The 20,140-nt window shown below is 72.7% G+C and carries 17 protein-coding genes and 1 pseudogene; 13 read left to right on the top strand and 5 right to left on the bottom strand.

The features are described from left to right. The 10 genes from uraH to RBH18_RS35560 form a co-directional block, all read left to right on the top strand. The coding region (gene uraH / locus RBH18_RS35605; protein ID WP_306214894.1) for a hydroxyisourate hydrolase at positions 1-487 on the top strand (487 nt) is incomplete at its 5' end. A gap of 3 nt (positions 488-490) precedes the next feature. Further along, a complete protein-coding gene (gene pucL / locus RBH18_RS35600; RefSeq protein ID WP_306214893.1) occupies positions 491-1,351 on the top strand; it encodes a factor-independent urate hydroxylase in 861 nt (286 codons plus the stop codon). After that, the gene (locus RBH18_RS35595; protein WP_306214892.1) at positions 1,348-2,697 is read left to right on the top strand and encodes an 8-oxoguanine deaminase; all 1,350 of its coding nucleotides are present in this window, start codon (positions 1,348-1,350) and stop codon (positions 2,695-2,697) included. Before pucL ends, RBH18_RS35595 begins: the two co-directional genes overlap by 4 nt. Before the next feature lie 189 nt (positions 2,698-2,886). Next, complete coding sequence (locus RBH18_RS35590; RefSeq protein WP_306214891.1) at positions 2,887-4,371, top strand: DUF1996 domain-containing protein; 1,485 nt, start codon at positions 2,887-2,889, stop codon at positions 4,369-4,371. A 210-nt stretch (positions 4,372-4,581) separates the two neighbouring features. Further along, entirely contained in the window at positions 4,582-6,111 is a 1,530-nt protein-coding gene (gene aceB / locus RBH18_RS35585; protein WP_306214890.1) for a malate synthase A, read from the top strand. A gap of 3 nt (positions 6,112-6,114) precedes the next feature. Beyond that, on the top strand, positions 6,115-7,269 hold the full coding sequence (locus RBH18_RS35580; RefSeq protein ID WP_306214889.1) for a DUF6986 family protein: 1,155 nt from the start codon (positions 6,115-6,117) through the stop codon (positions 7,267-7,269). A 60-nt stretch (positions 7,270-7,329) separates the two neighbouring features. Beyond that, positions 7,330-8,643, top strand: coding sequence for an allantoinase AllB (allB, locus tag RBH18_RS35575; protein WP_306214888.1), 1,314 nt, complete (start codon positions 7,330-7,332; stop codon positions 8,641-8,643). Continuing rightward, positions 8,643-9,644: an allantoicase gene (alc, locus tag RBH18_RS35570; RefSeq protein WP_306214887.1), complete on the top strand. Its 1,002-nt coding sequence runs from the start codon at positions 8,643-8,645 to the stop codon at positions 9,642-9,644. Before allB ends, alc begins: the two co-directional genes overlap by 1 nt. 171 nt (positions 9,645-9,815) lie before the next feature. Then, positions 9,816-11,003 carry a phosphotransferase gene (locus RBH18_RS35565; RefSeq protein WP_306214886.1) on the top strand — a complete coding sequence of 396 codons (1,188 nt, stop codon included), beginning with the start codon at positions 9,816-9,818 and terminating at the stop codon, positions 11,001-11,003. Positions 11,004-11,122: 119 nt separating this feature from the next. Next, positions 11,123-12,253 carry a protein-L-isoaspartate O-methyltransferase family protein gene (locus RBH18_RS35560; RefSeq protein WP_306214885.1) on the top strand — a complete coding sequence of 377 codons (1,131 nt, stop codon included), beginning with the start codon at positions 11,123-11,125 and terminating at the stop codon, positions 12,251-12,253. A 20-nt stretch (positions 12,254-12,273) separates the two neighbouring features. Here RBH18_RS35560 and RBH18_RS35555 read toward each other — a convergent pair whose 3' ends face one another. The 3 genes from RBH18_RS35555 to RBH18_RS35545 form a co-directional block, all read right to left on the bottom strand. Beyond that, a complete protein-coding gene (locus RBH18_RS35555) occupies positions 12,274-12,918 on the bottom strand; it encodes a response regulator (RefSeq protein ID WP_306214884.1) in 645 nt (214 codons plus the stop codon). Next, on the bottom strand, positions 12,915-14,210 hold the full coding sequence (locus RBH18_RS35550; RefSeq protein WP_306214883.1) for a sensor histidine kinase: 1,296 nt from the start codon (positions 14,208-14,210) through the stop codon (positions 12,915-12,917). Before RBH18_RS35550 ends, RBH18_RS35555 begins: the two co-directional genes overlap by 4 nt. A gap of 102 nt (positions 14,211-14,312) precedes the next feature. Next, positions 14,313-15,905 (bottom strand): phospholipase D family protein, encoded by a 1,593-nt coding sequence (locus tag RBH18_RS35545; protein WP_306214882.1) that lies wholly within the window; start codon positions 15,903-15,905, stop codon positions 14,313-14,315. Between the two features lie 94 nt (positions 15,906-15,999). On the opposite strand from RBH18_RS35545, the gene RBH18_RS35540 reads away from it, so the two are divergent. Both RBH18_RS35540 and RBH18_RS35535 read left to right on the top strand, forming a co-directional pair. Then, complete coding sequence (locus RBH18_RS35540) at positions 16,000-16,131, top strand: hypothetical protein (protein ID WP_306214880.1); 132 nt, start codon at positions 16,000-16,002, stop codon at positions 16,129-16,131. Positions 16,132-16,326: 195 nt separating this feature from the next. Then, positions 16,327-17,853, top strand: coding sequence for a hypothetical protein (locus tag RBH18_RS35535; RefSeq protein WP_306214879.1), 1,527 nt, complete (start codon positions 16,327-16,329; stop codon positions 17,851-17,853). Positions 17,854-18,033: 180 nt separating this feature from the next. On the opposite strand, the gene RBH18_RS35530 is transcribed toward RBH18_RS35535, so the two are convergent. Next, positions 18,034-19,182 (bottom strand): MFS transporter, encoded by a 1,149-nt coding sequence (locus tag RBH18_RS35530; RefSeq protein WP_306214878.1) that lies wholly within the window; start codon positions 19,180-19,182, stop codon positions 18,034-18,036. Then, a complete protein-coding gene (locus RBH18_RS35525) occupies positions 19,179-19,784 on the bottom strand; it encodes an HAD-IA family hydrolase (RefSeq protein WP_306214877.1) in 606 nt (201 codons plus the stop codon). Before RBH18_RS35525 ends, RBH18_RS35530 begins: the two co-directional genes overlap by 4 nt. Positions 19,785-19,853: 69 nt before the next feature. Between RBH18_RS35525 and RBH18_RS35520 the strand changes: the two are divergent. Then, positions 19,854-20,140 (top strand): annotated as a pseudogene (locus RBH18_RS35520) (XylR family transcriptional regulator); the annotation flags it as partial.

The raw sequence follows: 20,140 nt of genomic DNA, 5'->3' as shown, positions 1-20,140 counted from the left end.
GCTTCTGGCGGCCAACCGGGCGTACGAGGACCGGTTCGGGCACGTGTTCCTGATCTTCGCCAGCGGGAAGTCGCAGGCGGAGATCCTGGCGGCGGCGCGCCGGCGGCTGGCCTCCGACGCCGCCGCCGAGCGGCTCGAGGTCGCCGGGGAGCTCGGGAAGATCGCACGACTGCGGCTGGCGCGGCTGGTGCCCTTCCACATCTCGACCCATGTGCTCGACACGGCGACCGGCTCGCCGGCGGCCGGGGTCCCGGTCGGGCTGGAACCCCTCGCCGGCTTCGGCGTGACCGACGGGGACGGGCGGTTGCGCTTCGAGGCCGCCGAGGCGGGCGACTACCGGCTCGACTTCGACGTGGCGTCCTACCTCGGGGCGGACGCCTTCTTCCCGCTCGCGACGGTGACCTTCCGCGTCCGGGACACCAACCGGAACTATCACGTGCCGTTGTTGCTGAGCAGGTTCGGCTACACCACCTACCGAGGGAGCTGACGCGTGGCGATCGTGCTGGGACCCCACCGATACGGCAAGGCGGAGACCCGGCTCGTGCGGGTCACGCGGGACGGCGACAGGCACGGGCTGGCCGACCTCAACGTGAGCGTCGCGCTCGCCGGCGACCTCGCGGCCACGCACCTGACCGGGGACAACAGCGGCGTGCTGCCGACGGACACGATGAAGAACACGGTGTACGCCTTCGCGCGCGAGCACGGCGCCGGCGAGCCCGAGGACTTCGCGCTCCTGCTGGGCCGGCACTTCGTCGGGACGCAGCCGCAGATCACGCATGCCAGGATCACGATCGAGGCGTACGGGTGGGAGCGCCTGGGCCCGCACTCGTTCCGCCGCTCGGGGGACTTCGTGCGTACGGCGCTCGTGGACGTCACCGAGTCGCAGGCGCAGGTGGTGTCGGGCATCCGGGACCTCGTGGTGATGAACACGACCGACTCGGAGTTCCACGGGTTCGCGCGCGACCGGTACACGACGCTGCCCGAGGCGACCGATCGGATCCTCGCCACCGCCGTCGACGCCCGGTGGCGGCACGCCTCGTCCGGTGGGTCGTGGGCGGAGTCGTTCGAGAAGGTCAAGGATGCGATGGTGCACGCGTTCGTGACCACGTACAGCTATTCGCTGCAGCAGACCCTGTACGCCATGGGCACGCGCGTGCTCGAGGACCGTCCCGAGGTCGCGGAGATCCGGCTGGCGTTGCCGAACAAGCATCATTATCTGGCCGACCTCTCGCCGTTCGACCTGGAGAATCCCGGTGAGGTGTTCATCGCGGGCGACCGGCCGTACGGGCTGATCGAAGGCACCGTGACCCGCGACGACGCCGCGCCGGCCCTGGCACCGTGGTTCGCATGATCGTCATCGAGAACGTCGCCGTGGCGACGGTGGACGCCGCGGGCACCGAGCACACCGACGGCCACGTGGTGGTCGGCGACGACGGGCGCATCGTCGCCGTGGGCCCGGGTCCGGCCGGCCCGCACGACGGCTCGGCCCGCCGCGTCGACGGCACGGGCTGCCTCGTGACGCCCGGGCTGATCAACACCCACCATCACCTCTACCAGTGGGCGACCCGCGGGCTGGCGCAGGACGAGACGCTCTTCGGCTGGCTGACGACGCTCTATCCGATCTGGGGGCGCATCGACGCGGACACGGTCGGCGCCGCCGCCGCTGCCGGGCTGGGCTGGCTCGCGCTGTCCGGCTGCACGACGAGCATGGACCACCACTACGTCTTCCCGCGCGACGGCGGCGACGTCTTCGCGGCCGAGATCGAGGCAGCCCGGGAGATCGGGCTGCGCTTCCATCCGACGCGCGGCTCGATGGACCTCGGCCAGTCGCAGGGCGGGTTGCCGCCGGACCACGTGGTCGAGAAGACCGACGCGGCGCTGGCCGCCACCGCCTCGGCGATCGACCGCTGGAACGACCCGTCCCCGGAGTCGATGCTGCGGGTCGGGGTGTCGCCCTGCTCGCCCTTCTCGGTCACGTCCACGCTGATGACCGAGGCCGCGGCGCTGGCCCGGGACAAGGGCGTCCGGCTGCACACGCACCTCGCCGAGACCGACGACGAGGAGGACTTCTGCCGGGAGCGCTTCGGCTGCACCCCCGTCGAGTACGCCGAGCGGCTCGGCTGGCTGGGGACCGACGTCTGGCTCGCGCACGGCGTCCACCTTGACGACGCCGCCGTGGCCCGGCTGGGTGCGACGGGTACGGGCGTCGCGCACTGCCCGAGCTCGAACGCCAGGCTCGGGGCCGGCATGGCCCGGGTGCGGGAGCTGCTCGACGCGCGGGTCCCGGTGGGGCTGGGCGTGGACGGCTCGGCGTCGCAGGAGGCGGCGCACCTGGGCGAGGAGTTGCGCCAGGCGCTCTACACGGCGCGGTCGCGGGGCGGCCCGGCGGCGATGACGGCCCGGGAGTCGTTGCGCCTGGGCACGATGGGCGGGGCGCGCTGTCTCGGGCGGCAGGACGACATCGGCAGCATCGAGGTGGGCAAGCTGGCCGATCTCGTGCTGTGGCGCCTCGACGGGCTGGGGCACGCCGGCATCGAGGACAAGGTCGCGGCGCTCGTGCTCGGTCCGGCGGCGCCGGTGGAGCTGGCCCTGGTCGGCGGGCGGCCGGTTGTCGAGCGCGGCGAGCTGGTCCACGCGGACGCTGCGGCGCTGGCCCGGCGCGCCCGGCATGCCCACCGTAAGTTGATGCAGGACTGACTCAGCGTATTTAAGGAAGACATAAGACTGGTGGGCCGCAAAACTGTTATCGAATGGCGGGATCGCGGCCACCTGCGGCGAATTCCGGGGCCGTCTTAAGTCTTCTTCCGCGAGTTGAAACAAGCCCTCTGGCCTGCGCATACTCTGTCGCGGCACAGCACGGGACGTTTCAACCGACAAGGATTCACCATGCGGACACCAGCCCCCGCCCACGTGGCCCCGCCGGACCCGAGAAAGAAGCGCCGGCGCATCACTCGCATTTCTCTCGCGTCCGCGATCGCCGTGGCGCTGGGTGGCAGCGGCGTCTACATCGCCGGCGCCAGCGCCGACGAGGTGACCGTCCCGGGCCGCGTGCAGGCCGAGTCCTACGCCGCCAACTCCGGCGCCCAGACCGAGGGCACCGGCGACAAGGACGGCGGCAAGAACGTCGGCTGGCTGACCAGCGGCGACTGGATGCGCTACGACAACGTGGCCGTGACCGGGGCCGCCTGGACCGCCCGGGTCGCCTCGAACAACACCGAGGGCGGCTCGATCGAGATCCGGCAGGGCTCGCAGACCGGCACGCTGCTGGCCACCTTCCCGGTGGCGAACACCAAGGGCTGGCAGACCTGGACGACCGTCAGCGCCAAGGCCGCGTCGGTCCCGGCCGGCAAGCAGACCCTCTTCGCCGTGATGAAGAGCAAGTCGCGCTCCGACTTCGTGAACGTCAACTGGTTCACCTTCGGCCCGGCGACCACGGCCTCCACGGCGCCCGGCTCCGCCGCGCCCTCCTCGGCGGCTCCCTCCTCCGCCGCGCCCTCGTCCGCCGCCCCCTCCGCGTCGTCGAGCTCCTCGGCCGGCGGCTGGGTGCCGGTCGACCAGGCGGCCTGGCAGAAGGAGCTGGACTACTTCAACTCCGTGCAGCTCAAGCCGGTCCCCGCCAACGCCGTCCGCGTGGCGGAGTTCCAGACCAACTGCAAGGTCTCGGGCTACGCCGACGACGACCCGATCGTCTTCCCCAAGATGACGGGCGCCTCGCACAACCACACCTTCTTCGGCCCCAAGGTCGATGCGAACACCACGAACGAGCAGCTGCTGGCCGGCAAGACCACGACCTGTGACGCCCCCGGCGACTTCAGTGCCTACTGGGCGCCGACGCTGACCCAGAACGGCAAGGTCGTGCCGATGGAGAGCTTCCGGGTCTACTACGGATCCCGGCTGCCCGACCCCTCGGACATGAAGCCCTTCCCGCCCGGCTTGCGCATCGTCCAGGGCGACGCGAAGCTGCAGGAGGCCACCCCGGCCGGCAAGAACGGCCAGTTCTGGTGCACCGGCGGCGAGGTCGGCCGCAGCGCCGACGGCAACTGGCCCAAGTGCGGCGGCGGCCACCTGATCTACCAGCTCACCTTCAAGGACTGCTGGGACGGCAAGCACATCGACTCGCCCGACCACAAGTCGCACATGGGCAACGCGGTCAACGGCAAGTGCCAGGGCGACTACCCGGTGGCCGTACCGAACCTGTCCTTCATGCTCAACTACGACACCCTCGGCGGCGACGGGCTGAAGCTTTCCTCCGGCATGGCCTCCTCCATCCACGGCGACTTCATGAACGCCTGGGACCCCGAGAAGCTGTCCGACCTCGTCAAGATCTGCCTCACCCAGAAGGCCAAGTGCGGCACCACGCCGACCTTCTGATCCCTGGAGCACGAACCCCCGTTCCCCGGTAACACGATGGCCCCCGTTTCCCCGCGGGGGCCATCGCCGTGTCCGGCCCCCGTTCGCCCCGGCGCCTCCCCGTACGGCCGGCAGCGGCGGTGTGGGGGCGGGCCGTCTTTGAGGCAGCGGCGGCGCGGTGGTCGCCGGACCGATAACGTACGAGGGAAGCCCCGCCGAAGGGAGTCGCTCGTGGTTGAGATCCTGTCCGCCGACGCCGTGGCGTTCGTCGAAGAGCTGAACAAGCGCTTCCGGCCACGCCGCAACGAGCTGCTCGCCCGCCGGGCCGAGCGCCGGGCGCACATCGCCGCCGGAGGCAGCCTCGACTTCCTGCCCGAGACGGCCGAGATCCGCGCCGGGGACTGGACGGTGCCGCCCGCCCCGCCCGCGCTCACCGACCGGCGGGTGGAGATCACGGGCCCGACCGAGCGCAAGATGACGATCAACGCCCTGAACTCCGGCGCCAAGGTCTGGCTGGCCGACCTGGAGGACGCGAACACGCCCCACTGGGCCAACGTCGTCGACGGCCAGCAGAATCTCTACGACGCGATCCGCCGCACCATCAGGCTCGAGACCGAGAAGAAGACGTACGAGCTCGGCGACGGGCCCTACCCGACGATCGTCATGCGGCCCCGGGGCTGGCACCTGGACGAGCGGCACCTGACGGTCGACGGCGAGCCGGCCGTGGGCGCGCTCGTCGACTTCGGGCTCTACTTCTTCCACAACGCCGCCGAGCTGATCGAGCGCGGCAGCGGCCCGTACCTTTATCTGCCCAAGATGGAGTCCCACCTCGAGGCCGCGCTGTGGAACGACGTCTTCACCTACGCCCAGGACGCGCTCGGCATCCCGCAGGGCAGCATCCGCGCGACGGTGCTGATCGAGACGATCCCGGCCGCGTTCGAGATGGACGAGATCCTGTGGGCCCTGCGCCCGCACATCGCCGGTCTCAACGCGGGCCGCTGGGACTACCTGTTCAGCATCATCAAGTACTTCCGCGACAACCCGGCGATGGTCCTGCCCGACCGGGCGGCGGTCACCATGACGGCGCCGTTCATGCGCGCCTACACGGAGCTGCTCGTCAAGACGTGCCACAAGCGCGGCGCCTTCGCCATGGGCGGCATGGCGGCCTTCATTCCCAGCCGCCGTGACCCGCAGGTCAACGAGGTCGCCCTCGCCAAGGTCCGCGAGGACAAGGAGCGCGAGGCCGGCGACGGCTTCGACGGCTCCTGGGTGGCCCACCCCGACCTCGTCCCGGTCTGCCGCGAGATCTTCGATCGTACGCTCGGCGACCGCCCCAACCAGCTGGACCGCCGCCGCGACGACGTCGAGGTGACGGCCGCCCAGCTGCTCGACGTGTCCGCCACCGGCGGGGCCGTGACCGAGGCGGGCCTGCGCTCCAACGTCTCCGTGGCCCTGCAGTACCTGGAGGCGTGGCTGCGCGGCAACGGCGCCGTGGCGATCTTCAACCTGATGGAGGACGCCGCCACGGCCGAGATCTCGCGCTCGCAGGTGTGGCAGTGGATCCACAACGGCGTGACGCTCGACGACGGGACCCCGATCACCGCCGAGCTGGTCCGGCGGCTCGAGGACGAGGAGCTGGCCGCCATCGACCAGGCGCCGGGCAACCGCTTCGACGAGGCCCGCAAGCTCTTCGAACGGGTGGCGCTGGCGGACGACTTCGCCGACTTCCTGACGACCGCCGCCTACGACGCGATCGACTGACCCGTGCGGCTCACCGACGACGACTACGCCCGGCTCGACGGGCGGCTCGCCGCCCACGACTCGTTCCTCCGCGAGCGCTATCCCGGGGAGCGGCCGGTCCGGCAGCCGGTGCACACCGTCTACATCCCCGCCGACCGGATCGCCGGCTTCCGCGAGTGGGGCACGCTGGCGCTCGACGTCCTGGACCAGCATCCGCCGGTGCCCTTCCCGGCGGCGCTCGAGGAGCGTGTGCGCGCCAAGCTCGCCACCGAGCCGATCGAGGACCTGCGCGTCGACTTCGAGGACGGCTACGGCGTCCGCGACGACGACCAGGAGGACGCGGCCGTCAAGCAGGCGGCCGCGGTGCTGCTCGACGGTTCCCGGCCGCCCTTCCTCGGGCTGCGGATCAAATCGCTCGAGGCGCCGACCCGTCACCGCGCGCTGCGGACCCTCGACCTGTGGCTGACCCACTACCCGGACCCCTTCATCGTCACGCTGCCCAAGGTCAGCGGCGTGGACCAGGTCGCCGCGATGGTCGCCCTCTGCGAGCGGCTGGAGGACGCGTACGGCCTCGACGCCCGTACCCTCCGCTTCGAGATCCAGGTCGAGCTGCCGGCGGCGGTGCTCGGCGCCGACGGGGGAGCGACCGTGGCGCGGCTCATCACCGCCGCCGCCGGCCGTTGCACGGGCCTGCACTACGGCACGTACGACTACAGCGCCGCCGCCGGGGTCGCCGCGGCCCATCAGGCGATGGATCACCCGGTCGCCGACTACGCGAAGGCGGTCATGCAGGCGGCCGCGGCGGGCACGGGCGTCCGGCTCTCGGACGGCTCCACCAACATCCTGCCCGTCGGCACGGACGTCGCGGTGCACGAGGCGTGGGCACTGCATCACCGCCTGGTGCGCCGCTCGCTGGAACGCGGCTACTACCAGGGCTGGGATCTGCATCCGGCGCAGCTGCCCACGCGCTTCGCGGCGACCTACGCGTTCTTCGCCGACGGCATGGACGCCGCGGTCCAGCGCCTGCGCCGCTATCTCGACCGGCAGTCCGGCGGCATCCTGGACGAGCCCGCCACGGCCCGCGCGCTGGCGAACTATCTGCTGCGCGGGATCGACTGCGGCGCCCTCTCGGCCGACACCGTGGGCTTCAGCCGGGAGGAGCTGCTGGCTTTGATCTAGGAACGCGGAGCTTCGCGCGACGTGACCGCCCGGCAACGCTGGGGCACTAATGTCAGATCCATGGACGATCTCGTCGTGCGGTCCCGCCGCGCTGTCACCCCCGACGGCGTGCGCCCGGCTGCCGTGTCGGTCCGGTCCGGAAAGATTGTCGCTGTCGACGGGTACGCAGCCGAGCTGCCCGCCGCCGAGGACGTCGACCTCGGGGAGCTCGCGCTGCTGCCCGGGATCGTCGACACCCATGTGCACGTCAACGAGCCCGGGCGTACGGAATGGGAAGGCTTCGCCACCGCCACCCGGGCCGCCGCGGCGGGGGGTGTCACCGCCATCGTGGACATGCCGCTCAACAGCCTGCCGCCGACGGTCTCGGTGGAGGCCCTCGACATCAAGCGCAAGGCGGCGGCCGGCCAGATCCACGTCGACGTGGGCTTCTGGGGCGGCGCGATCCCGGGCAACGCCTCCGAGCTGCCCGCCCTGCACGGCGCGGGCGTCTACGGCTTCAAGGCCTTCCTGGCCGACTCGGGCGTCCCCGAGTTCCCCCCGCTGGACGCCGCCCAGCTCGCCGAGGCGCTGGCCGCGGTGGACGCCCAGTTCGTGATCCACGCCGAGGACCCCGAGCACCTGCACGAGGCGGCTTCCTCCGCCACCTACTCGGACTTCCTCGCCTCCCGCCCGCCGGACGCCGAGCACGCCGCCGTGGCCACCGCGATTGCCGCCGCCCGTGCGGCAGGGGCGCGCGTGCACATCCTGCACCTCTCGGCCGCCTCCGCGCTGCCGCTGATCGCGGCCGCGCGCGCCGAGGGTGTCCGGGTGACCGCCGAGACGTGCCCGCACTACCTGACCCTCGACGCCGCCGAGGTGCCCAGCGGCGCCACCGAGTTCAAGTGCTGCCCGCCGATCCGGGACAGCGCCAACCGCGACCGGCTCTGGGCAGCCCTCGCCGACGGCCTCATCACCTGCGTCGTGAGCGACCACTCGCCCTGCACCCCCGAGCTGAAGCGGCAGGACACCGGCGACTTCGCCGCGGCGTGGGGCGGCATCGCGTCGGTGCAGCTCGGGCTGCCCGTCGTGTGGACGGCCGCCCGCGGCCGGGGGCACAGCCTCGCCGACGTGGTGACGTGGATGGCCCGGCGACCCGCCGATCTGGTCGGGCTGAGCGCCAAGGGACGCCTCGAGGTGGGCGCCGACGCGGACCTCGTCGCCTTCGACCCCGATGCCACGTTCCGGGTCGATCCGGCGGAGCTGCACCACCGCAACCCCGTCACGCCGTACGCCGGAAAGACTTTGACCGGTCATGTCCGCACCACCTGGCTGCGCGGGCAGGTCGTGACCGGAGCCGAGCCGCGCGGCCGGTTCCTCACCCGGGAGGACTCCTGATGGAAGACTTCACGCTCCTGCCCGACCTCGCGTCGCGCGTCTTCGGCGGCGGGGTGGTGCACGCGAACGACGAGTTCTTCGCCGCCGCGGACCACTTGGTCGACCCGGCCGCGCCGGTCTTCGCGCCGCGGACCTTCGGCCAGAAGGGCCAGGTCTACGACGGCTGGGAGACCCGGCGCCGGCGGGAACCCGGCCACGACACGGCGATCGTCCGGCTCGGCGCGCCGGGCGTGGTGCACGGCGTCGACATCGACACGGCCTTCTTCACCGGCAACTATCCGCCCTTCGCCTCGGTCGAGGGCTGCGCGGTCGACGGCTATCCCGACGTGGCCCAGCTGGTCGCGGCGGACTGGGAGCCGCTGGTGCCGCGGTCGCCGCTGGCCGGGGACAGCCAGAACCTCTTCGCCGTCGACGCCCGCCGACGCTTCACCCACGTGCGTCTCAGCATCTATCCCGACGGCGGCGTAGCCCGGCTGCGGGTGCACGGCGAGCCGGTGCCCGACCCCATGCTGCTGCCCAGTGTCTTCGACGTCGCCGCGGCCGAGCACGGAGCGCGGATCGCCAGCTGCAGCAACATGTTCTACGGCCATCCGCAGAACATGATCAACCCCGGGCTGGCCCGATCGATGGGCGACGGCTGGGAGACCTCGCGCCGCCGGGACGACGGCAACGACTGGGTCCTCGTGCAGCTGGCCACCCCGGCCGTCATCGAACTGGCCGAACTGGACACCAGCCACTTCAAGGGCAATGCCCCCGGCAGCGCCACCCTGCGCGGCATCGACGCGCGCATCGGCCTGCTCGACGACCCTGCCGACTGGTTCGAGCTGTTGCCGCAGGTGCGCCTGAACCCGGACACCCGGCACCGCTTCGCGATCCCCGTCGTGCCCACCGCGACGCACGTGCGCCTCGACATCTTCCCGGACGGAGGCATGGCCCGGCTGCGCCTGCACGGTCGGGCGGACGGACCGGCGCTGCAGGTCCGTTACGAGGCCACCACCTGAGACTCGGCTCATCACTGCTCCTCCCGTGCGTCGGTCGTGGCAGCGACGTTAGACCGATTCCGGGAGGAGGCCCGAAGTTGTCCACAGGCGCTCCGGACGTGCCGGAAAGTTATCCACAGGCGCGATTCGTGCACCGGCCAAGGACCGGTCCGAGGGGCTAGCTTCCCTGGCATGAACCGCAACGTGACTCTCGTGCTCGTCGACCGGACGGGCGGCATTCTCGGAGCTCTGCCCTCGTTCGAGGTGGAGCTGCCCTGGTGGCAGGAAGCGTCGGACGTGGTCGAGGCCGCCCGCCTCAAGCACGGCGTGACGGTGACCCTCTTGCGCCTGCTCGCCGCGGACCGGCCCGCACCACCCGGTGGTGAGGTCGTCTATCTCGCGCAGGCACACGGCGAGATCAGTGTGGCGCTGGACCCCTTCGAGTCGGTGACCGCCGTCGGTCCGGCCGACCTGGCGCCGGAGCCGAGGCGTGCGCCGTGGGCCGTGCCCGGCGGCCCGGCCGCCTCGCTGGCGTGGGCCCTCGAGGCGCTTGGCCCGGGCGATGCCGTGGCGGTGCAGCAACGCACGTGGAATCTGTCGGCGCTGTGGCGCATCGAGATGGCGGGGAGCCCGGTGGCGTGGCTCAAGCAGGTGCCGTGGTTCTTCGCGCACGAGCCGGCGGTGCTGCGCCTGGTCGACGGGGTGGCGCCCGGGCTCGTCCCCGAGGTGCTGGCCGTGGGGGAGGCCGGTCGCTCGTTGCTGGCACACGTTCCGGGCGAGGACCGTTACGGCAGCGGGGCCGAGCTGTGCGCCGTGGTGGCCCGGGACTTCCATCGCGTGCAGGCGGAGTTCGCCGGGCGGACGGAGGAGCTGCTCGCCGCCGGGGTGCCCGACCGCCGCAGGGAGAGCGACCGCTTCGCCCGGGTGGCGGAGCCGTGGCTCGAGACCGTCGGCGGGCTCACGGACCTCATGGACGAGCTGCCCGCGCGGCTGGCCGCGATCGAGGCGTGCGGTGTGCCGGACACCCTGGTGCACGGTGACCTGCACGGAGGCAACGTCCGGACGACCGCGACGAGCCGGGTGATCGTGGACTGGGGCGACTCGGTCGTCGGGCATCCGGCGTTCGACATCCTGCGGCTCACCGACGGGTTGCCGGAGCAGCCGCAGCTGCTCGCAGAGTGGGCGGCCCGCTGGCGCGAGTCGGTGCCCGGGTGTGACCCCGAGACGGCGCTGGCGCTGTTCCGCCCGGTGGCGGCCCTGCACTCGGCGGCGATCTACCAGGACTTCCTCGATCACATCGAGCCGTCGGAACGGCCCTATCACGAGAGTGACGTGCCTGACCGGCTGCGCGCGGCCGTGGCGGCGGTGGGGACGTCATGATCGTGTTCGGGGTGCCCGTCCCGGAGATGCTGCTGGGATGGCGCGGGAAGGTGCGGCCCGGGCGGGGCGGATCGGCCGGGTGACACCCGGAGGGCAGGCGGGGGTCCTACGGTGGAGGCGTGGCTGACCTGGGGCGGCGGTTCGTGGCGAAGATCGAGCGGGACGGGGGACCGTTGCCGCCGGAGCTGGCCGCGGCCTTCGCGTCGGTGCCCCGGGAGGCGTTCGTGACCGACGGCTTCCAGCGGCGGGACGGCACGTGGGCGCTGCCGGGCAGTGCCGGGTTCCTCGAGTCGGTGTACCAGGACGACGTCCTGGTCACCAAGGTCGCCGGCGGCATGCCGGTGAGCTCGTCGAGCCAGCCGTCGCTGATGGCGATCATGCTGGAGGCGCTCGACGTGCGGCCCGGGCAGCGCGTGCTGGAGATCGGAGCCGGGACCGGATACAACGCCGCGCTGCTGCGGGCACTGGGCGCCGAGGTGACCAGTGTGGACGTGCAGGAGGACGTGGCCGACCGGGCCCGCGCCGCGCTGGAGCGGGCCGGCGTCGACGGGGTGCGGGTGCTGGCCGGGGACGGCTATGCGGGATCGCCGGGGGAGACGTTCGCCCGGGTGATCGTGACCGTCGGCGTCTCGGGGCTGTCGCCGCGGTGGTTCGAGCAGGTGGGAGACGGACTGGTGGTGGCACCGGTCGAGCACGCCGGAACGCATCCGGTGCTGGTCGCCCGGCAGGTCGCCGCCGGGGACGAGGAGCGTGTCGTTGCGCAGGTGGTGTGTTCGTCCGGATTCATGAGTGCGGCGGGGCCGTTGCTGGCTCGGCACCCGAGGAGCCATCCCGCGCCGCTGGCCCAGAGCAACGGCGACCGGCTGGACGTGGTGGCACCGGCGCGGTGGGCCGGCGCCCTGGAGGCGGCCCGCTATCGGGACCTGCAGTATGCCGCGGGGGTGTGGCATGAAAGGGCCACGCAGATGCCGCTCAGCGGCCAGTCGCAGAACCCGTTGGTGCTGCTGGACGAGACAGGAACCGGCGGGGCGGTGATCCTGCCCGACGGGTCGGTGCTGGCAGGGGGAGAGGACCCGGCACGGTACGCGAGAGAGGCGAAGGAGGTGCTGGACCGATGGGAGGCGACGGGACGACCGTCGACAGGGGCGTGGCAGATCCGGATGTCGCTGACGGACGAGCCCGGGACGCCGATCTGGTATCCGGCGGAATGGGAGCTGCGTCCCCGCGCGAGGAGCCACGGCCCCTCCTGAACGGGGCGGTGCGCGCCAGGTCAGGCGCGCAGGTAGGTCAGGACGGCCAGGACACGGCGGTTGGTTTCCTCGGCGGGCGGGAGGTTCAGTTTGGCGAGGATGCTGCCGACGTGCTTGGCGACCGCGGCCTCGGTGACGAAGAGGCGGCCGGCGATGGCGGAGTTGGAGTGGCCCTCGGCGACCAGGGCGAGGACCTCGTGCTCGCGCGGGGAGAGGGCGGCCAGCGGGTCGGGCGGGCGCTGCAGCAGGCGGCGGACGACCTCGGGGTCGATGACGGTGGCGCCGGCGGCGACCTGGTGGAGCGAGCCGGCGAAGTCCTGCACGTCGGCGACGCGGTCCTTCAGGAGATAGCCGACCGCCTTGCCGTCGCCGGTGGCGAGGAGGGTGGTGGCGTACTCGTCCTGGACGTACTGGCTCAGGACCACGACGGGCAGGGCAGGCCGGACGCGGCGCAGGGCCACGGCGGCGCGCAGTCCCTCGTCGCGGAAGGTCGGAGGCATCCGGATGTCGGTGACGACCAGGCCGGGGCGGTGCTCGGCGACCACCGCGACCAGTTCGTCGGCGTCGGCGACCGCGGCGGCCACCTCGAAGCCGAAGCGGGGCAGCATCTGAGCCAGCCCCTCGCGCAGCAGGACACCGTCCTCGGCGAGCACCACTGTGGTCATGCGGCGCTCGGCAGTTCCACGCGAACCAGGGTGGGGCCACCGGGCGGGCTCGACAGCAGCAGCCTGCCACCGGCGGCGGCCACCCGGTCGGCGAGGCCCGTGAGCCCGGTGCCCCCGGCGGGATCGGCACCGCCATGACCGTCGTCGCGCACTTCGAGAATGAGCACGTTGCCGGCGCGGGTGAGCAGGACGTCGGCGCGGGTGGCACCGGCGTGCTTGACCACGTTGGCGAGGGCCTCCGACGCGGCGAAGTAGGCCGTGCCCTCAAGCTGCTCGCTCGGCCGTGGGACGCCGTCCGTGACGGTCACCGCGACCGGGATCGGCGAGCGGCCGGCCAGTTCGCGCAGGGCGGCGGGCAGGCCGAGATCGGTCAGCTGCTGCGGGCGGATGCCGTGGATGAGGTCGCGCATCACGACCATCAGCTCCTTCGCCTGCTCGTGGGCGCGGCCCAGCGGCTCGGCGGCGGGAGAATCGTCCGGTACATCCAGCTTCGCCATGCCCAGGTGCAGCGTCAGGCTGGTCAGCCGGTGCTGGGCACCGTCGTGCAGGTCCCGCTCGATGCGGCGGCGCTCGAGGTCGAAGGCGTCGGCGAGACGGGCCCGGGAGCGGGCGACCTCGCGCAGCTGCACCCCGGTGCGGTCGCCGAGCAGCGCCCGCGCCACGGCCGCCTGACCCGTCGCGACCGCGCCGAGCAGGTAGACCAGCGCCGGGGCGAGCAGCAGGCCGAGCACGGCGAAGACGACCGACTCGCCGAAACTGTCCACGGTGTAGACGCCGATGGTCCAGTCCGCCGAGCCGCCCGTGGCGAGCAGCGGGCTGAGCACGAAGGCCACGTCCAGCACCGTGAGGAAGGCGATCAGCGCGTACGCGGCGGGGACGGTCAACCCGAGGACCATCGCGTAGATGACCTCGCGCCACGTGGCGGTTTCGGTGTAGCGGGTGCGGAGCCAGGCGATCGGGTCCTGCGGCACGGGCCGGTGCGGCGACGGCAGCGGGCGCGGGTCGATCAGGGCCAGCCGCGCCCGCTCGACGGCGCCCAGCGGCACGGCCAGCAGCGGGCCGAAGGCGACCCAGCCGAGGAGGGCGACGACCATGAGGACCAGCAGGGTACGCGTCGGAGCACGCCCCTCGCTGAGCCAGCCCAGCGTGGCGGCGTAGGGCAGCGCGAGCATCCAGGTCACGAAGGCGACGGGCGCGGCGAACGGAAGGGTGGTCGCGATGTAGAGCAGGGCACGCCACGGCTGGGCCGTGACCAGGTAACGGCGGTCGAGCAACGCGGGGAATGTGGACACACGGTCACGCTAGGTCCACGCCCCTGGCCCCCGACAGCCCGCGAGATGTACATCCCGGGTAGACCTGGCACTACCCATGCCCTGACCTCGGGCGGCGGCAGGTCACCAGACGCCGTTGCGGCGGTCCCGGTAGGAGCGGCCGTCGGGGTCGTACATCAGGCGGTAGGCGGGGAGGGCCCACAGGCGCTGGTACCACGGGAGCTTTCCCGTTTCGTGGGGCATCAGGCGACCCGGCGGGCGGTCGCCCTGGCGGCCACCCTTGTGCCAGTCGCGCAGGGCGTCGGCCGTGGCGCGCGCTGCTCGTACCGCTGCCTCGGGGTCGATGAGCTCGGTGGCGTCGGCCCTGTCGAGGTGCTCGCTCAGCAGGGCCAGCCGCAGGTCGCGGGCGTAGACGCGGGCACCGTCGCCCAGGCCCGCGGGGTCGACCGGCTCGCGCTCGTCGCGGGTCGGGTCGAGGACGGCGCACGACAACTCGCTGTCGTGCGTCCACGAGCGACGGTTGAAGTTGTCGCTGCCCACGCTGGCCCAGACGTCGTCGATGACGCAGACCTTGGCGTGGACGTAGACCGGCGTGCCCTCGTGATTCTCGACGTCGAACACGTGGACGCGGTCCGGGGCGGCCCGCCGGCACAGCGAGATCGCCTCCTCGCGGCCGATCTGGTTGGGCGGGAGCGCGAAGCGGCCGTCGACGTCGGGGTGGCGGGGCACGACCGCGATGAGGTGCAGCTCCGGGTTGCTGTTGAGCGCCTCCGCGAACAGCTGTGCGACCTCGGTCGACCACAGGTACTGGTCCTCGAGGTAGATCAGCCGCCGCGCCCGTTTGATGGCTTTCGTGTAGCCGCGGGCGATCGTCTGCTCGCCGTTGCGCGCGAAGGGGTAGGGCGGGCGCATCGACGGGTAGGTCCGCAGCACCTGGATCGCGTGCGGCCCGCACTCGGGCGGGTCCGGCAGCCTGTCGGGCAGCCGGTCGGCCCGCAGGTCGGCGTGCTTGAGCTCGTCCGTGACCGTGGAGATCGGACCGTGCTGGTCGAGCGGCGTCGGATCGTTCCACCGCTCGCGGAAGGTGAGATCCAGCACGCCGACGACCGGGCCGCGCAGCGCGAGCTGCACGTCGTGCCAGGGCGGATTGTCGCCGTACGCCTTGTTCATGGCCAGGCCCTGCGGGTCGCCGCGGTGCTGCTCGTCGTCGCGGCGACTGTGGCACAGGTCGATGCCCCCGGCGAAGGCGATGTCACGCTCGGGCTCGGCGGGATGCCGCAGCACGACCAGTTTCTGATGGTGCGACCCGCCACGGCGTACGCGCTGGTCGAGCAGGACCTCGCCGCCCGCGTCCGCGATCTCCTCGCTGAGGTTGCGGTTCTCCTCCTCGCTGTAGGCGAGCTTGTCGACGTGCGAGCGCCACAACAGGCCCTTGACGATCACGCCCCGGCGCGCGGCGTCCGCGAAGAGCCGGGTGATCGTGGGACCTTCGTCACGCATCCGCTCGTCGGGGTCGCCGCGCCAGTCGGTGAAGAAGAGGTGATCTCCTTCACCCAGCGCTTCCACTTCCGTCACCAACCGGTCGAAATACGTTTTTCCGTGAATCAGCGGCTCGGCCGTGTTTCCCCCGGACCAGGTGGGTATCTCCGAGTCAGGGTTGTCCCGCTCGTCGGCGGTCAGGAACCAGTCCTCGTGTTCCTGCTTTTCCGGTGGCACGGCCAATCCTCCGAGGTCGACGACGCCCTCACCGTAGGCCGCACCCCGGGCCGCCGCATCCCGAGCCGACCGCCACGCGTCGAAGGACACACCCATGACGACCGAGCCCCTGACCAGGACCGTAACCACCACCGACACCGCCGACGCCTCCGAGCGCGTCCTGCTCATCGGCATGCTGCTGCTCGTCCTGCTGGGCGTGGGCGCCATGTTCTTGATCACAGCCTGACGGTCCGCCCCTCGGGTGGCGTCCGATCCGCCACCCGGGCGGACCTTGATCCACTCATCGGACGTGCCGCCCCGGCCGGCCGGGCGGGGGCAAAATTCACCAATCCCCCGGGTACGCCCGAAGCGCCGGTCCGTGCCGAGTTTGTGACTGATCCCGGGCAGCCAACCGGGCGCCCGCTCGGCCATACTCCTGGGTATGACGGGGGAGCACAGCTTCAACAGCGCCACGATCGAGGTTCCGCAGGCCGCGGCAGTCGCGGGCACCACCGCGACGGTCTGGACGCCGGCCGCCGGGCAGATCGCGGTGCCCGTGCCACCGGGCACGATGGACGGTGCCGTGCTCCGCGTCGAGACTCCGCAGGGTCCGATGGACGTCACCGTGCGTGTGACGCCGGACGCGGGCTTCCCGCCGCCGCCCGCCTTCCCGACGTCCGGATACCCGGCTCCCGGCTACCCGCCCGCCGGTTTCCCGCCGCCCGGCGCGAGCCCCGCCGGTTTCCCGCCGCCTGGCGCGACGGCGCCCGGCGCGAGCCCCGCGGGTTTCCCACTGCCCGGCGCGACGCCGCCCGGGCCGTACGGGACCCCGCCGGCCGGGCCCTACGGGACCCCGTCCGCCGGGCCCTACGAGACGTCGCCCGCCGGGCCCTACGGGACGCCGCCGGCCGGGCCTTACGGGACGCCGCCGGCCGGGCCTTACGGAGCGCCGCCGGCGGGGCCGTACGGGCCGCCGTCTCCGTTCGCCGGGTCCACGCCGCCCGCGAAGAAGTCCGGCAAGACCGGCCTGATCGTCGGCGTCGCGGTGGCATCCCTGCTCGTCGTGGGCTGCTGCGGCGTCGCCCGTAGCGTCTTCGGCGGTGACGACGACGACACGACCGCCGCCGCGAACGACACCCGGGTGACGGCCACCGCCGAGGCCACTCCGAGCACGGCGGCGGCGCTGTCCCCCGAGCAGTACGCCCAGCTGCTCACCAGCTCCGACCAGGCGCTCAAGTCGACCTTCGGAAAGCTGAACACCGGCGACACGAGCGCCTTCGCCAAGGCCGCCCCCGCCGCCGCGAGCAGCATCCGCGCGGAGGCCGGCAAGCTCCGGGCCGTGGCGCCGCCCACCGGCACGGAGAGCGTCCACGCCCAGGTCGCCTCCGAGCTGGAGAGCCTCGGGGACATGATCGAGGACACGGCGGGCGCCCGGCAATCGTGCCCGGCGGCCTCCCCGTACGCGACGGTGCTCACCTCCGGCTGGGCGGACAGCCTGCGCGAGGACGTGAAGAAGCTGTCCGAGGCCGACGTCGCGTACAAGTTCGGGACGTTCCTCCCCGCCGCCCCCAAGGAGCAGAACCGCCGCCTCAAGACCGGAACCTATGTCAAGAAGCGTGCCACGACGAGCGGCCTCGGCCACCTGAAGATCGTCAACGGCGCCGAGGACACCACGATCTCCCTGGTGAAGAACAACAAGGCCGCCTTCACCGTGTATGTCCGGGGCGGCGGCACGTACACCGTGAAGGGGATCAAGGACGGCACCTACCGCGTGTACACGGCGTCGGGCGAGGACTGGAACGCGGCCGAGAAGGGCTTCACCCGCGGCTGCAACTTCAGCAAGTTCGACGACACGTTCAAGTTCACGACGACGTCGACGAGCTCCTCCATCTGGACGATCACGCTCACCCCGGTCGTCGGCGGCAACGCCTCCACCAGCGACGTCGACCCGAACGGCTTCCCGCAGTAGGGAGCGGCCGGGCGCGGCGGTGCATCGCCCCGGGACGGCTTCCCGAGGTTGGGAGCGACCGGGAGCGGCCGGGTGCGGCGTTGCGTCGACCCGAGACGGCTTCCCGCGGTTGGGAGCGACCGGGAGCGGTCAGTCGCGGCGGTGCATCGATGCGGGACGGCTTCCCGCGGTTGGGGACGGTCAGTCGCGGCGGTGCAGGAGCAGCATCGCCGCGAGCAGGGGGAGCGTCACGAGGTAGGCCAGCCGCAGGTCGGCCACGTCGGCCAGCCGTGCGAGGGCTGCCGGGGCGGCCACGATCGCCGTGCCCGAGGCGAAGGCGCCGACGGAGGCGGCGTGCGCGCGGGACAGCCCCGGCGTGGCGACGAGCCGGGCGAGCGTCACGGGATACAACGTGGCGACGCCCAGCCCGGCCCCGGCGAGCCCCGCCGCCACGAGCGCGGGGGAGCCGGCAACGACGACGGCGAGGGTGCTGACCCCGGTCACCAGCGCGCCGGTCACGACGACCGGCAGCCGGGACAGCAGCCAGGGGCCCGCCAGCCGGCCGCAGGCCATGCCGAAGGGAAAGGCCGTACCGAGCAGGGCCGCCGCGCCCGTGCTCGCGCCGGCGCCCGTCAGCCGCGCCACGCCCCAGATCGTGAAGCAGAACTCCACCGACACGGCGAGCACCACGACTGCCCAGCGCCGGGCCACCGGCCAGGACACAGCCGAGGCCGGTGATGTGCCCGCCGCGGGGGGAAGGGGCACCGGTCGGCGGCAGGCGTCGGCGATCAGCATGGCCAGGGGCGGCACCACCAGCAGGAGCGCCAGCCGCCCGGTGCCGATGCCGGTCGTGTCCCAGCCTCCGATCGCCAGCGGTGCCACGACCGACGCCGCGCTGGACAGGCCGATCACCGTGGTGAGGCGTCCGGCGGCGGAGGGTCCGGCGAGCATGGCCGGCGTCACGAGCACGAACGCCGCGCCCCCGACGCCGAGCAGCAGGGCCCCGGCCGCGGCCACGGGCACTGTCGTGGCGGTCGCCAGCAGGATCGCGCCCGCCGCGATGAGCAGTGCCCCGCCCACGAGCGCCGGTCGCGAACCGCGCCGCAGCAGGGACGGCCCGATCGGCGCCACCGCGAGCAGCCCCGCGCCGAAGGTGGTCGGGAGCCAGGCGAGCTGCTCGGGACGTACCTGGAGATCCTGCGCCAGCAGCACCAGGCAGGCGCCGAGCCCGGTGATCGCGAAGCCGATCGACCCCTGCGCGAGCGCCGCCTGCCGCACGACCGCACCGCCGCCGCCGCGGACGTCGTCCGGGGCGGCGCGCTCACCGGAGGACGAGACGCCGGCGGTCATCGGCCCAGCAGCGGGATCAGCTCGCCCACGTCACGGATCGACAGGTCGCCGTCGACACCCTTCAGTGCGGCGACGACGGCACCCGCGGCCCGTCCCGCGGCCACGCCCACCTCGGCGTCCTCCACGACCAGGCAGCGCGACGGCGCCACGCCCAGCAGGGACGCGCCGCGCAGGTACCCTTCCGGGTCCGGCTTGCCGGCGGAGATGTCCTCGACCGTGACGAGCACCGGCGCGTCGATGCCGGCCGCGCCCAGCCGGGCCTTGGCCAGCCGGACGTCGGCGCTCGTCACCACGGCCCACGGCAGCCGCAGGCCGGCGAGCAGCGCGCCGGCACCGGGCGTGGGGACGACGTCGGACAGGTCGTCGTACTGCAGCTCCAGCTGGCGTGCCGCCGCGGCCGCGACCCCGGCGTCGTCGAGATCCGGGCGGACGATCCGGACCGTACGCTCCGCCGGCGCGCCATGGGCCACGGCCAGTACCGCGGCGATGTCGGCGCCGTACTCTCCGGCCCACGTGGCCCACGCGCGCTCCACGGCGGCGTCGGAGTCGACGAGGGTGCCGTCCATGTCGAAGAGCACCGCCTCGATACTGGTCAGGTCCACTCGCATCTCCTCGTCCGGCGTCCGGATGATTATTCTCGTACCCCGAGGATAAGGCGGTAGCCCATGGTCATGGCAAGTACTGCACGGTTGCGGGCCGGTGCGGCCCGGTGGCACACCGCCGCACAGGTGCTCGCCTGGGTGCGCCGCAACCCCGGTGGCACGCGCGCCGCCATGGTCGGCGAGCTGCAACTGGCCAGCGGGCTGGCGACCGAGATCACCGGGCGGCTGCGGTCCGTACGGCTGCTCGACGAGGCCCCCGCACCGCGAGCCGGGCGCGGGCGGCCGACCACCGTGCTGGGCGCGCACCCCGAGGGCCCGGTCCTGCTCGCGCTCGACCTGCGCACCGAGGAGTGGCG

The sequence above is a fragment of the Actinoplanes oryzae genome (genome assembly GCF_030757795.1).
Lineage (GTDB): Bacteria > Actinomycetota > Actinomycetes > Mycobacteriales > Micromonosporaceae > Actinoplanes.
The sequence above is the reverse complement of the archived record's forward strand: the minus strand, read 5'-3'. Positions and strand labels throughout refer to the sequence as shown.

Coding starts and splice junctions, on each gene's coding strand:
- RBH18_RS35595 (WP_306214892.1), top strand. CDS start 1,348: ATGATCGTCATCGAGAACGTCGCCGTGGCGACGGTGGACGCCGCGGGC.
- RBH18_RS35590 (WP_306214891.1), top strand. CDS start 2,887: ATGCGGACACCAGCCCCCGCCCACGTGGCCCCGCCGGACCCGAGAAAG.
- allB (WP_306214888.1), top strand. CDS start 7,330: ATGGACGATCTCGTCGTGCGGTCCCGCCGCGCTGTCACCCCCGACGGC.
- alc (WP_306214887.1), top strand. CDS start 8,643: ATGGAAGACTTCACGCTCCTGCCCGACCTCGCGTCGCGCGTCTTCGGC.
- RBH18_RS35565 (WP_306214886.1), top strand. CDS start 9,816: ATGAACCGCAACGTGACTCTCGTGCTCGTCGACCGGACGGGCGGCATT.
- RBH18_RS35555 (WP_306214884.1), bottom strand. CDS start 12,918: ATGACCACAGTGGTGCTCGCCGAGGACGGTGTCCTGCTGCGCGAGGGG.
- RBH18_RS35540 (WP_306214880.1), top strand. CDS start 16,000: ATGACGACCGAGCCCCTGACCAGGACCGTAACCACCACCGACACCGCC.
- RBH18_RS35535 (WP_306214879.1), top strand. CDS start 16,327: ATGACGGGGGAGCACAGCTTCAACAGCGCCACGATCGAGGTTCCGCAG.
- RBH18_RS35530 (WP_306214878.1), bottom strand. CDS start 19,182: ATGACCGCCGGCGTCTCGTCCTCCGGTGAGCGCGCCGCCCCGGACGAC.